The sequence below is a fragment of the Allobosea sp. Leaf344 genome, assembly GCF_001426225.1.
Taxonomy (GTDB): domain Bacteria; phylum Pseudomonadota; class Alphaproteobacteria; order Rhizobiales; family Beijerinckiaceae; genus Allobosea.
In genome coordinates, this window is the sequence record NZ_LMRT01000001.1 from 1,078,564 (window position 1) to 1,091,351 (window position 12,788).

At 68.8% G+C, this 12,788-nt stretch carries 8 protein-coding genes; all 8 read right to left on the reverse strand.

All coding sequences use genetic code 11. The features are described 5' to 3' along the window. Window positions 1–487: 487 nt before the first annotated feature. The gene (gene gyrB, locus ASG72_RS04795) at window positions 488–2,911 is read right to left on the reverse strand and encodes a DNA topoisomerase (ATP-hydrolyzing) subunit B (RefSeq protein WP_056709527.1); all 2,424 of its coding nucleotides are present in this window, start codon (window positions 2,909–2,911) and stop codon (window positions 488–490) included. Window positions 2,912–3,102: 191 nt separating this feature from the next. Beyond that, a complete protein-coding gene (recQ, locus tag ASG72_RS04800) occupies window positions 3,103–4,938 on the reverse strand; it encodes a DNA helicase RecQ (RefSeq protein ID WP_056709528.1) in 1,836 nt (611 codons plus the stop codon). 97 nt (window positions 4,939–5,035) lie between these two features. Continuing rightward, window positions 5,036–6,364, reverse strand: a complete 1,329-nt coding sequence (locus ASG72_RS21390) for a methyl-accepting chemotaxis protein (protein WP_056709529.1) — start codon at window positions 6,362–6,364, stop codon at window positions 5,036–5,038. A gap of 55 nt (window positions 6,365–6,419) precedes the next feature. After that, complete coding sequence (gene recF / locus ASG72_RS04810) at window positions 6,420–7,547, reverse strand: DNA replication/repair protein RecF (protein ID WP_056709530.1); 1,128 nt, start codon at window positions 7,545–7,547, stop codon at window positions 6,420–6,422. Between the two features lie 10 nt (window positions 7,548–7,557). Next, window positions 7,558–8,673 (reverse strand): DNA polymerase III subunit beta, encoded by a 1,116-nt coding sequence (dnaN, locus tag ASG72_RS04815; RefSeq protein ID WP_056709531.1) that lies wholly within the window; start codon window positions 8,671–8,673, stop codon window positions 7,558–7,560. A gap of 137 nt (window positions 8,674–8,810) precedes the next feature. Next, window positions 8,811–10,373 carry a chromosomal replication initiator protein DnaA gene (dnaA, locus tag ASG72_RS04820; protein WP_082540080.1) on the reverse strand — a complete coding sequence of 521 codons (1,563 nt, stop codon included), beginning with the start codon at window positions 10,371–10,373 and terminating at the stop codon, window positions 8,811–8,813. Window positions 10,374–11,159: 786 nt separating this feature from the next. Then, window positions 11,160–11,426, reverse strand: coding sequence for a 30S ribosomal protein S20 (gene rpsT / locus ASG72_RS04825; protein WP_056709532.1), 267 nt, complete (start codon window positions 11,424–11,426; stop codon window positions 11,160–11,162). A 181-nt stretch (window positions 11,427–11,607) separates the two neighbouring features. Beyond that, window positions 11,608–12,606, reverse strand: coding sequence for a threo-3-hydroxy-L-aspartate ammonia-lyase (locus tag ASG72_RS04830; protein WP_200939887.1), 999 nt, complete (start codon window positions 12,604–12,606; stop codon window positions 11,608–11,610). Between the last annotated feature and the right edge of the window lie 182 nt (window positions 12,607–12,788).

Here is a 12,788-nt window from a genome sequence, read left to right on the forward strand (position 1 = left end):
GGAACGTGGGATGTCCCTCTTCCTGATGTCTCTGTCTTTTTGGTAATTAAGCGCGGGAAACCCCTCTCCTGTAAGGAGAGGGGTTCGGCGCCATGGCGACAGATCACAGGGGTTTCACCCGGAAACGCCGCCGTGGCGCCTCCCCGGCGAACGGCCAACACCTCACCCCTGCCCCTCTCCTTACAGGAGATGGGTTCCCCGCGCTTGATCATCAAGAAGAGGGAGATATCAGGAAGAGGGACATCCCCCGTTCCATCTCGTCGAGAGGCCGCCGGGGAACGCGCGCGAACCCCTCTCCTGTAAGGAGAGGGGCAGGGTTGAGGTGTCGACCCTTGGACCAGGGTGGCGCGAACATCACCAGCCGGCGCGGGAGCCGCAGGCGGTTCGCCGGGTGAAACCCTGTCGCCATAACGCCTCCCCGGCTAACGGTCGACACCTCACCCCGACCCCTCTCCTTACAGGAGAGGGGTTCTTGCCCGCTACCGGCTCAGGTATCGACGGTGGCGTTCAGGGCGTTGGTCTGGATGAATTCGCGGCGCGGCTCCACCACATCGCCCATCAGCTTGACGAAGAGGTCGTCCGCCTCGTCGTTCTGGTCGTTCTTGACGCGCAACAGCGAGCGCGCGTCCCGGTCGAGCGTGGTTTCCCAGAGCTGGTCGGGGTTCATCTCGCCCAGCCCCTTGTAGCGCTGCAGCGAGACACCCTTCTTGCCGATCGCCGTGATCGCGTCGAAGAGATCGGTCGGCCCGTTGACCGGCTGGTCGTCGCCCTTGCGGCTGAGCATGGCGGGCTTGGCATAGGCCTCCTGCAGCGAGGCGGCGGCGGCATCGAGCTTGCGCGCCTCGGCGCTGGCGAGCAGGCCGGCATCGATCGCCGCGACCTGCTTGACGCCGCGCACCATGCGCGAGAACAGGAAGCCGCCTTCGCTGAAGCGCCCTTCCCAGCCGCGCTCCAGCTCGTCCGAAATCGCGTCCAGCCGCTTCGCGACGTAAGCCGCGGCCTCGTTGGCCTTGTCCTCGCCGCCCTCGACGAAGGGATGCAGCGCGCCGGCGATCGCCATCTGCTCCACGACGCGGCGATCATAGCGGGTGTGGAGCTGCGTCAGGGTCTGGCGGATGCCGCGCGCCTCCTCGATCAGCACCCTGAGATCGGCGCCGGCGCGCTCGCTGCCGTCGCTGTTGCGGAAGACGGCGCCGTCCAGCGCGGTCTCGACCAGGTAATCCTCGAGAGCGCGCTCATCCTTCAGATAGGTCTGCGACTTGCCGCGCGCCGCCTTGTAGAGCGGCGGCTGGGCGATGAAGAGATGGCCGCGCTCGATCACCTCCGGCATCTGCCGGAAGAAGAAGGTCAGCAGCAGCGTGCGGATATGCGAGCCGTCGACATCCGCGTCGGTCATGATGATGATCTTGTGGTAGCGCAGCTTCTCGATGTTGAACTCCTCGCGGCCGATGCCGGCGCCGAGCGCCGTGATCAGCGTGCCGACCTGTTCGGAGGAGAGCATCTTGTCGAAGCGCGCCCGCTCGACATTGAGGATCTTGCCGCGCAGGGGCAGCACCGCCTGGTATTCGCGGGCGCGGCCCTGCTTGGCGGAGCCGCCGGCCGAGTCACCCTCGACGATGAACAGCTCCGATTTGGCCGGGTCGCGCTCCTGGCAATCCGCGAGCTTGCCGGGCAGCGAGGCGATGTCGAGCGCGCCCTTGCGGCGGGTGAGGTCGCGCGCCTTGCGCGCCGCCTCGCGCGCGGCCGCCGCCTCGGCGACCTTGCCGACGATCTGCTTGGCCTCGGCCGGATGTTCCTCGAGCCATGTCGCCAGCGCCTGGTTGACGACGTTCTCGACCACCGGGCGGACCTCGGAGGAGACCAGCTTGTCCTTGGTCTGCGAGGAGAATTTCGGATCGGGCACCTTCACCGAGACGATGGCGGTGAGACCTTCGCGGCAATCATCGCCGGTGAGGGCGACCTTCTCCTTCTTGAGGATGCCGGAGGTCTCGGCATAGCCGGTGATCTGGCGGGTCAGCGCGGCGCGGAAGCCGGCGAGATGGGTGCCGCCGTCGCGCTGCGGGATGTTGTTGGTGAAGCACAGCACATTCTCATGATAGCTGTCGTTCCACCACAGCGAGACATCGACGGTGATGCCGTCCTTCTCGTTGGTCAGCATCAGCGGCTTGGCGATGATCGGCGTCTTGGCCCGGTCGAGATAGCGGACGAAGGCCTCGACGCCGCCCTCATACATCAGATCCTCGCGCACGATCTCGGCATGGCGGGCATCGGTGAGGATGATGTGGACGCCGCTGTTCAGGAAGGCGAGTTCGCGCAGCCGATGTTCGAGCGTCTTGTAGTCGAACTCGATCATGGTGAAGGTGTCCTGGCTCGGGGTGAAGGTCACCTCCGTGCCCCGGCGGTTGCCGGCCGGGCCAACCACCTGCAGCGGCGCCACCGCCTCGCCATGGCGGAACTCCATGAAATGCTCCGAGCCGCCGCGCCAGATGCGCAGCTTCAGCGAGACCGAGAGCGCGTTGACGACCGAGACGCCGACGCCGTGCAGGCCGCCCGAGACCTTGTAGGAATTCTGGTCGAATTTTCCGCCGGCATGGAGCTGGGTCATGATGACCTCGGCCGCCGAGATGCCTTCCTCGCTGTGGATATCGGTCGGGATACCGCGGCCATTATCGGTGACCGTGACCGAGCCGTCGGCATTGAGCGTCACCGTCACCTCGGTGGCGTGGCCGGCCAGCGCCTCGTCGATGGCGTTGTCGACGACCTCATAGACCATGTGGTGCAGGCCGGAGCCGTCATCGGTGTCGCCGATATACATGCCCGGCCGCTTGCGGACGGCATCCAAGCCTTTGAGAACCTTGATGGAATCCGCGCCGTAGGCGGCGTCTTCAAGGTCGCGGGCGGCATTCGTCATGTCTGGGTCCTTCGGCGGGCGTGGAAACGCCCGCGATCATCTTGATTCGTACCATGAATATAGGGGTTCCTTGCGGCTTTTTCACGCGTGCGCGTGTACGTGCGCGAGGGGCGGCGGAATCCGGGCCGGAGCGCCGCCGCCTCGGAGAGGCGCGCTGGCGCCGCAGGCGGCCCCCGGCCGCCGCCTCGCAATCATCCGGGGAAGCCGGCGATGGCCTCGATGAAGGCCTCGCCATATTGGCTGAGCTTGCGCTCGCCGACGCCCTCGATCGCGCGCATCGCGCTCAGGCCGAGCGGGCGTTCGCGCGCCATGGCGATCAGGGTGCGGTCGGTGAAGATGATATAGGCGGCGACGCCCTCCTCCCGCGCGATCTCGAGGCGCAGCCGGCGCAGATGCTCGAACAGCGCCGCGGTGCCCTCGTCCAGCCCGTCGGCGCGGGCCGCCTCGCGCCCGCCGCGGCTTCTGCGCCGATCGGCATGAGGATCGGCCCGTACGGTGATCGGCTCGCGCCCGAACAGGATGTCCTCGCCCTTGCCGGTGAGGCGAAAGCCGCCATGCTCGGCGCTGGCTTCGGCCAGCGCCCCGGCGGCGAAGAGCTTTCGCGTCAAGGCGGTCCAGGCGCTCCTGGGCTTGTCCTGGCCGACGCCGAAGGTCTTCAGCCCGTCATGGTTCTGGCGCTTGACGGTGTCGCTGAGCGTGCCGGTGAGGATGTCGGCGAGATGCGCGGCGCCGAAGCGCTGGCCCGAGCGCGCCACGGCCGAGAGCAGCTTGCGCGCATCGAGCGTGGCATCGGCGAGCACGGCCTCGCTCGAACAGAGATCGCAGCGGAAGGCGGCCGCGCTCTCGCGGCAGCTCGGCGTCTCCTCGCCGAAATAGGCGAGCAGCGCGCAGCGCCGGCAGAGCGCGCTCTCGCAGAGATCGATCATCGCGTTGAGGCGCCTGTGCTCGATGCGCCGGCGCTCCTCGTCGATCGCCTTCTCGTCGATCTGGCGGCGGCGCAGCGCCATGTCGTCGACGCCGTAGAGCGTCAGCGTATCGGCGGGCAGCCCGTCCCGGCCGGCGCGGCCGATCTCCTGATAATAGCTCTCGATCGAGCCGGGCATGTCGGCATGGACGACGAAGCGCACATCGGGCTTGTTGATGCCCATGCCGAAGGCGATGGTGGCGCAGACCACCACCCCATCCTCCTGCAGGAAGATGTCCTGGTTGCGGTTGCGCAGCCCCTGGTCCAGCCCGGCGTGATAGGGCAGCGCCCGGTAGCCCTGCTCGCTCAGCCCCTCGGCCAGCCGCTCCGTGCGCCCGCGCGAGGAGCAGTAGACGATGCCGCTGCCGCCGCGATGCACCTTCAGGAAATCCGCGATCTGCCGCCGCGGCTGGTCCTTGGGCGCGAAGGCCAGCTTGAGATTGGGCCGGTCGAAGGAATGGATGACGAGGTGCGGCGGCCGCGGGAAGAGCTGCTGGGCGATGTCCTCGCGGGTCTGGCGATCGGCCGTCGCGGTCAGCGCGGTGACCGGGACATTGCCGAGCGCCTCGCGCGTCTTGGCGAGCAGCCGGTATTCGGGCCGGAAGTCATGGCCCCATTGCGACACGCAATGCGCCTCGTCGATGGCGAGGCGGGTGACGCCGAGACGGCGCAGCCGCGCCACCAGCCCCTCCCCCGCCAGACGCTCGGGCGAGACGAAGAGCAGGCGCAGCTCGCCGGCATTGAGCCGGTCCCAGGCCTCGGCCGCCTCGCTCTCGCTGTTCATCGAATTCAGCGAGGCGGCGGCGACGCCGGCGCGGGTCAGCTGGCCGACCTGGTCGCGCATCAGCGCGATCAGCGGCGAGACCACCAGGGTCAGCCCGCCGGCCACCAGCGCCGGCAGCTGGTAGCACATGGATTTCCCGGAGCCGGTCGGCATCACGGCGAAGACGTCGCGCCCCTCCAGCGCAGCCGCGATCACCTCCCATTGGCCGGGGCGGAAATCCTCATAGCCGAACACCGATTTCAGGATCGTCCGGGCGTCTGATTCGCGGGAATGCGCCATGGGGGAGGGTGTGCCGCATGCGCGCCGCCATGGCCAGCCCCGGCTGGATCTCGCGATCTCGCCCGCCCGCTGCGGGCGCGGGCGGGAGAGGCCCAGCTCAGCCCGCCTCGGCCCGGATGATCGCGCCATGGCGCGCGGTGCGCGCGGTCGCGACATCGCCGAGGAACATGCCGATCGAATTCTCGAGCTCATGGGCGAGGCTCGAGGCCGCCTTGACGTGACCGTCCATATGGCGCGCGAGGCTCGCGGCCTCGGCGGCCAGCCCTTCCACCAGCGTGGCGTGCCGGGCGATCTCGTCGACCCCGACGGAGGACAGCTCGGCCTGGCCGGCGATGTCCTGGATGCGCTCCGCCTGGCCGGCCGCGGAGGCCGCGACGATGCGGGCGCTGTCCTGCATGGTCTGCATCGTGCGCGCCAGTTGCGAGACTGCCTCCTCGATGGCGCGGCCGGAGCTCAGCACCTCGGTGATGCCGGCCTGGATCGTATCGGTGGCCGTATTGGTCGCTGTGGCCAAAGCCTTCACCTCGGCGGCGACGACGGCGAAGCCGCGGCCGGCCTCGCCGGCCCGGGCCGCCTCGATGGTGGCGTTGAGCGCCAGGAGATTGGTCTGCGCGGCGAGGCTGCGGATCAGCTCGACCACGCTGCCGATACGCTGATTGGCCTGCTGCAGGACGCCGACGCTGTCGGCGATGCCGCGGCATTCGGCGCTCGCCTCGTCGGCGGCCTGGCTCGCGGTCGCGATTTCCTTCAGGATTTCCGAGCAGGAGCTGCCGAAACGGCGGGTCGCATCGACGATCTCGGCGACGGAGGCGGAGACCTGTTCCGGCCGGCTCTGGGTGGCGGCGACGGCCTGGAGGGTTTCGCCGGCCTTGCCCGAGAGATCTCCGGAGACCCCGGCGATCTGGCTGATGCTGGCATCGATGGCGGAGATGCGCTCGGCGATGCCGTCGCGAAACGCCCGCTCCAGACCGTTCAGCCGCTCTTCGGTCGCCAGCTCGATCTCCTCGTCGAAGCAGCTCAGCGAATGCGAGATGTCGACCAGCATCAGCCGGCAGAACACGCGGATCGCCTCGTCGACCGGGCCCCAGCGGCGCTTCCAGCGGCTGACGACGACCGGCAGGAAATTCGAGAAATCCTCGAGGAAGAACAGCGGGTAATCGGCCAGGAGAATGTCGCGCCGGTTGGCATGGGTCACGATGCGGCGCTTGGCCTGGGCGTAATCGGCGTCGAAGCTGAGCGAGAACAGCCGCCTGTATTTGCTAGCCTCGTCGAGATGGAGCTGGCGCGCCTTCTCCGACACATCGGCGCCGAAGCTACGCTGGTAGAGGCGCTGGATCGCGAGTTCGAAATGCGGCTCGAGGATCGCTCGCAGATGGGCGGCAATCTGGCTTTCGCGTTCCGAGAATTTATGTCGCGTAAGGTCCATTGGCGCGAAATTGCACGAGAATGGTTAACCATTCGTCACATGGCCTATCGCCGCCTCAGGCGGCGGTCCGCACCGCCCCGGCCGTGACGGTGAAACGCTGGGCCGCGCCCGGCAGCTCGGCGAAGAGCGTGGGATCGGCGCCGGTCATCCAGATCTGGCAGCCGAGCGCCAGCAGGTCCTCATAGAGCGCGGCGCGGCGGCGCGGGTCGAGATGGGCGGCGATCTCGTCGAGTAGGACGAGCGGGCTCAGCCCGCTCATCGCCGCCACCAGCCGGGCATGGGCCAGGACGAGCCCGATCAGCAGCGCTTTCTGCTCCCCGGTGGAGCCGAATTCGGCGGCGATGTTCTTCTGGACATGGCGCACCTGCAGATCCGAGGCCTGCGGCCCGACCAGCGTGCGGCCGGCCGCCCGGTCGCGCGGGCGGTTCTGGCGCAGCCGGCTGCGATAGGCCTCCTCCGCATCGAGCGCCGGCAGCTCGGCGACCAGCCGGTCGATGTCGCCGGACAGAGCGAGCTCGGCCTGCGGGAAGGGCGAGGCGGCATCGCGGCTCTCTGCGATGATCGCCGAGAGCCGCGCCACGGTCTCGGCCCGCGCCGCGGCCACGGCGACGCCGAGCTCGGCGATCTCCCGCTCCACCGCATCGAGCCATTGCGCCTGGCCCGGGGTCTCCTCCAGGATGCGGTTGCGCGAGCGCAGCGCCCGCTCCAGGGCGTTTGAGCGCGTCGCATGGCCGGGGTCGACGGCGAGCACCAGCCGGTCGAGGAAGCGCCGGCGCTCGCCGGCCGAGGCCCGGAACAGCCCGTCGGAATCCGGCGTCAGCCAGACGATGCGCAGATATTCGCTGAAGGCCAGGGCCGAGCCGACGGCGGCCCCGTCGATCCGCGCCATGCGGCTGCGCCGGCCTTCGGCATCGGGCTCCGACAGGCCGATGCCGAGGCGGGCTCCCTCCCCGGCCAGGGTGATGGAGGCGGCGAAGCCGCCGGTGCCGTCCTGGCTGGCCATGTCGGCGAGCTCGGCCCGGCGCAGCCCGCGCCCGGGGGTGAACAGCGACAGCGCCTCCAGCACATTGGTCTTGCCCGCACCGTTCTCGCCGGTCAGCGCCACGATGCGCGCCTCGACCGGGAGGTCGAGGCTTCGGTAGGAGCGGAAATCCTGGAGGATCAGGCGTGCGACGGCCGTCACGGGCGCGCGGTCAGACCCGCATCGGCATCAGCACATAGAGCGCCGACGCGCCCTCGCGATCCTGGATCACGGTGGGGGAGCCGGGATCGGACAGCTTCAGCAGAGCGGTGTCGCCGTCGAGCTGCTGGGCGATGTCCATGAGGTAGCGCGCGTTGAAGCCGATATCGAGCGGGGCTGCGTCGTATTCGACCTCGATCTCCTCGGTGGCGGAGCCGGAATCGGGGTTCGTCACCGAGAGCGTCATGCGGCTGTCGACCATCGACAGCTTGACTGCGCGGCCGCGCTCGGAGGAGATCGTCGAGACCCGGTCGACGGAGGCCGCGAAATCGCCCTTGTCGACGATCAGCCGCTTGTCGTTGCCGCTCGGGATGACGCGCTGATAATCCGGGAAGGTGCCGTCGATCAGCTTGGAGGTCAGCACCACATCCTGGGTGGCGACCCGGATCTTGGTGGCCGACAGCTCCAGCGTGACCTGCGCCTCGCCATCCTCGAGCAGTTTCTGGATCTCGGCCACCGCCTTGCGCGGCACGATCACGCCCGGCATGCCGGCCGCGCCGGCGGGCGCCGCCGTGTCGACGCGGGCCAGCCTGTGGCCGTCCGTCGCGACGGCGCGCAGCAGGCTGCGACCCTCGACCTCGATCGTGTGCAGATAGATGCCGTTGAGATAATAGCGGGTCTCCTCGGTGGAGATCGCGAATTGCGTCTTGTCGATCAGCCGCTTCAGCTCGCCCGCCGGCAGGGTGAAGCGATGCGCCATCTCGCCCGCGGTGATGTCCGGGAAATCGCTCTCCGGCAGGGTCTGCAGCTGGAAGCGGGAGCGACCCGAGCGCAGCACAAGGCCGCTGTCGCCCGTCGTCTCCAGCGAGACCTGGGCGCCGTCGGCGAGCTTGCGGACGATGTCGTAGAGCGTATGCGCGGGCACCGTCGTCGCGCCCGGCTCGGCCACATCCGCGGCGATGGTCTCGACCACTTCGATGTCGAGATCGGTCGCTTTCAGCCGGAGCCCCCCTTCGCCGCCGCTGAGAAGCAGGTTCGACAGGATCGGAATGGTGTTGCGGCGCTCCACCACGCGATGCACGTGACCGAGCGACTTCAGCAGGGTGGAGCGTTCGACGGTAACCTTCATGACTCTTGGTCTTCTGGCGTGCTGGCGCCCGCGGCGGATCTGCGCGGGTGGCGGGATGGCCCGCGACATTGCCGGAGGCGCGTCAGCGACGCAAGGGCGCTCCTGCCGCGTTCAACAACGGACGGCGCCGCCCCGGCTCACTCCTGCAGCATGCGCTTGAGCAGGTCGACCTCCTCGTGCAGCGAGCGGTCTTCGGTGATCGCCTTCTCGATCTTGCGCACGGCGTGGAGCACCGTGGTGTGGTCGCGCCCGCCGAAGCGGCGGCCGATCTCGGGCAGCGAGCGCGGCGTCAGCGCCTTGGACAGATACATCGCGATCTGGCGCGGCTTGACCACCGCCGCCGTGCGGCGCTCGGAGAGGATGTCGGCACGGCTGACATTGTAGCGGGTCGCGACCAGCTTCTGGATGTCCTCGATCTTGACGCGGCGCGGCTCGCGGGTGCGGACCAGGTCGCGAATGGCGGCCTCGGCCGTCTCCAGCGTCACCATCTGCCCCGACAAGGTGGCATGGGCGAGGAGGCGGTTGGCGGCGCCGTCGAGATCGCGGCCATTGGTGGCGACGACCCGCGAGACATAGGCCACGACATCCGGGCTGAAGTGGAAATTCGCATGGGTCGCCTGCAGCGCCGCGAGGCGGCAGGCCAGGATCTTGGCGCGCAGCCCCTCGTCGAGCTCGCCGACCTCGACCACCAGCCCGCCGCCGAGCCGGGAGCGGATGCGCTCGTCGAGCGTCTCGAGATCATTGGCGAGCCTGTCGCCGGCGACGACGATCTGCTTGCCGGCGTCGATCAACGCATTGATGGTGTGGCCGAATTCCTGCTGGATCGACTTGCCCTGGATGAACTGCACGTCGTCGACGACGAGCAGGTCGATGCCGCGCAGCTTCTCCTTGAAGGCCAGAGCGGTCTGCGATTTCAGCGCAGCGACGAAGCCGTACATGAAGCGATCCGCCGTGAAATAGGCGACGCGCTTGCCCTGGCGGCGCGCTTCCTGGGCGATCGCCTGCAGCAGATGCGTCTTGCCCAGCCCGACGCCGGCATGGAGATAGAGCGGGTTGTAGGGGGTCGAGCCGGCCGGCGCGGCGGCGATGCGTTCGGCGGCGGCATAGGCGAGCTGGTTGGACTTGCCGACGATGAAGCTCTCGAAGGTCATGCGCCGGTCGAGCAGCGTCCCGCAGACGTCCAGCGCCTCGCCCTCGCCTTGTCCGGCCGCGGCCGGGGGCTGGCGGGGCTCCGGAGCGGCCGCCACCGGCAGCTGGGCCGGGCGGCCCTGCGGCGCCTGTTGCGGGCGGCCGGGCGCGGCGACCGGATCGCGCGAGGTGTCGCGGGCGACCTGGCGGACGGAGAGGATGACGCCGGCGGTCGCGGCCAGCTCGGCGGCGCAGTTGACCCGCAGCCGCTCGATGTAATGCGCCTCGAGCCAGCTCTTCAGGAAGCGCGTCGGCACGGTGAGATAGGCGACGCCACCGGTGACCGAGCCGAGCTCGACGCGGGCGAACCAGCTGGAGAAGACATCCTCGCCGAGCTCGGCCCGCAGGCGGCGGCGGACGCGATCCCAGGCCTCGGCGGGCGAGCCCTCGATCACGGCCTCGGCCGGAACCGAAGCCGGCGCCTGCAGATCGGCCGCGGCCAACAGGGCGAGCTCCGGGGAGGTCCCCGCAACCACCGTCTCCGCCTCGATCGTGCCCAGCCGTTCAAACATGCCCTGCCTCGTTCTGTTTCAAATTCAAGACGCGCGCGGCCTGCGGCTTCCGCGTGACGGAAACCGGTCCGGCGCCAATGCCCGGTCAAAGGAAGCCCTGTCCCGAGGCCGCCAGGCGCCCTCGGGATGCAACGCTCCCGCGATCTCGATTAAGCTCGAAGAGCCCGCTCCAGCCCGAAGCTGCGCTTCACCCCGACCTAGAAGACAAAAGCCTATCCATCTCCAACCCCCCGAGGTCGTGAGCGCTGCGTCAATTTCTCTCTGGAAACCCCCGGCGGCCATTGCTGTCCGGCCGGCGATGAAGGGACCTTACAGGGCGCTCTCGACGGGGGGCAATACGGCGCCGAGCCGGCTTCGGAGACTCGCCCCTTCGGAGGCGTCCACAGGAGATCGGGGGGCGGCCCGCAATTGGTTGGGGAACCTTAAGATTTTGTTTACGTCACCGGACGCGGGCGGCCTGCGAATCTTTTTTTCGGAAGGGGCGCGGGGCCGAGATGGAGTCGCCCCGATTCCATAGGCCGAAATCCTTTGCCCACTAACCTCATGAGATTTCGAGGGTTTTGCTGCGCGGCCCGAGGGGGTGGGAGGCCCGGATTCCCGCCGCAAAAGCGCGGCGAGAGTCAAGGCCGCGAGCCCGGAGAAAGATTGCGAATCGCATCCCGCGCGGCGGAATTTTTCGACTCTGCGAAGGTGTGGCGAAGGGAACACAGGGCTCGTGAGCCAACAAAAAACCCGGCCTCTCGGCCGGGTCGATTCAGAGCGGTACGGAGCCGGTCCGGGAGCGGTTCAGGCGCTCAGCGTGCCGACGCGAGCAGCGAGGCGGGAGACCTTCCGGGAGGCGGTGTTCTTGTGAACCACGCCCTTCTGGGCGGCCCGCATGATCTCCGGCTGGGCGGCCTTGAGCGCGGCGGCGGCGGCGGCCTGATCGCCGGAGGCGATCGCCTCCTCGACCTTGCGCAGGAAGGTGCGCATGCGCGAACGGCGCGCCTTGTTCACCTCGGTGCGGCGCTCGATCTTGCGCGTGGCCTTCTTGGCCGACGTCGTATTGGCCATCCCAAAACGTCCTTGTCATCTTCGTGTCTCGGCAAGCTGGCGTCATGCCAACCGCGCCGGACCGCGACCTTGATTGAAAATGCCGTGCGGCGGAACACTGCCTTGGCAGGCCGCTGCGAGAGGCAGCCGTATAGTCTCTCATGCGCGCGCCGTCAACGGCGAATGCGCGGGAAACGGCGTTTCAGCTCGCGGGCGCGACGAAGCGGGCGAAGCTGGCGAGATCGACATTGCCGCCGCTGATGATCACGCCGACGCGGCGCCCCTCGACCGGCACGGCGCCGGTGAAGGCGGCGGCCGCGGCGAGGCAGCCGGTCGGCTCGACGACGAGCTTCATCCGCTCGGCGAAGAAGCGCATCGCATCGACCAGCGCCGCGTCGCTGACGGTGACGATGTCCTCGACCAGGTCCTGGATGATCGGGAAGGTGTAATCTCCGAGAAAGGGCGTCTGCGCCCCGTCGGCGATGGTCTTGGGCACCGCGATGCGGACGATCTTGCCGCTGCGCAGGGATTGCTGCCCGTCATTGCCCGCCTCCGGCTCGACACCGAAGACGCGGCAGGCCGGGTTCAGCGCCTTGGCCGCCAGCGCCGCCCCGGCCAGGAGCCCGCCGCCGCCGAGGCAGACCAGCAGCATGTCGAGCGGGCCCGCATCCTCGATCAATTCCTTCGTCGCCGTGCCCTGGCCGGCGATGACGTCGGGATGGTCATAGGGCGGGATGAGGGTCAGGCCACGCTCGGCCGCCAGCTCGTTGCCGATCTCGAGCCGGTCCTGGGTATAGCGGTCATAGAGCACCACCTCGCCGCCATAGGCCCGGGTCGCCGCCATTTTGGCCTGGGGCGCGTCCTCCGGCATGATGATGGTGGTGGGCACGCCGAGCAGCCGGCCGGAATAGGCGATCGCCTGGGCGTGGTTGCCGGAGGAGAAGGTCAGCACGCCGGCGCGCTTGCGCTCCGGCGACAGCGCCGCGATCGCATTATAGCCGCCGCGGAACTTGAAGGCGCCCATGCGCTGCAGGTTCTCGGGCTTGAAGACCAGACTCGCGCCGGTGCGCGCATTGGCGGTGCGCGAGGTCAGGGCCGGGGTGTGGTGGGCGACGCCCCTAAGCCGGCCGGCGGCGGTCTCGACATCGGCATAGCTCGGGAGCGTCAGGCCGGTCTCTGTCTGTGTGCGGGCGGCGGTCATGGGCATGTCCTGCTGGGCTGGCTCGACCCTGCGCGGGTCGGCGGCAGAGTGCGGCGGGCGCGGCGCGAGCTCAAGTCAAACTCTGTCGCGCCAGCCATGAAGCCGGCTGATCGGTCGCGGCGCGGTCCGGTGCCGTTGAGCCTCCCCCTCGCGTCCTTGCGAGCGCAGCGAAGCAATCCAGA

Excerpts from the sequence above, each read along its gene's own strand:
- gyrB (WP_056709527.1), bottom strand. The coding sequence starts at position 2,911 with ATGACGAATGCCGCCCGCGACCTTGAAGACGCCGCCTACGGCGCGGAT.
- recQ (WP_056709528.1), bottom strand. The coding sequence starts at position 4,938 with ATGGCGCATTCCCGCGAATCAGACGCCCGGACGATCCTGAAATCGGTG.
- ASG72_RS21390 (WP_056709529.1), bottom strand. The coding sequence starts at position 6,364 with ATGGACCTTACGCGACATAAATTCTCGGAACGCGAAAGCCAGATTGCC.
- dnaN (WP_056709531.1), bottom strand. The coding sequence starts at position 8,673 with ATGAAGGTTACCGTCGAACGCTCCACCCTGCTGAAGTCGCTCGGTCAC.
- dnaA (WP_082540080.1), bottom strand. The coding sequence starts at position 10,373 with ATGTTTGAACGGCTGGGCACGATCGAGGCGGAGACGGTGGTTGCGGGG.
- rpsT (WP_056709532.1), bottom strand. The coding sequence starts at position 11,426 with ATGGCCAATACGACGTCGGCCAAGAAGGCCACGCGCAAGATCGAGCGC.
- ASG72_RS04830 (WP_200939887.1), bottom strand. The coding sequence starts at position 12,606 with ATGACCGCCGCCCGCACACAGACAGAGACCGGCCTGACGCTCCCGAGC.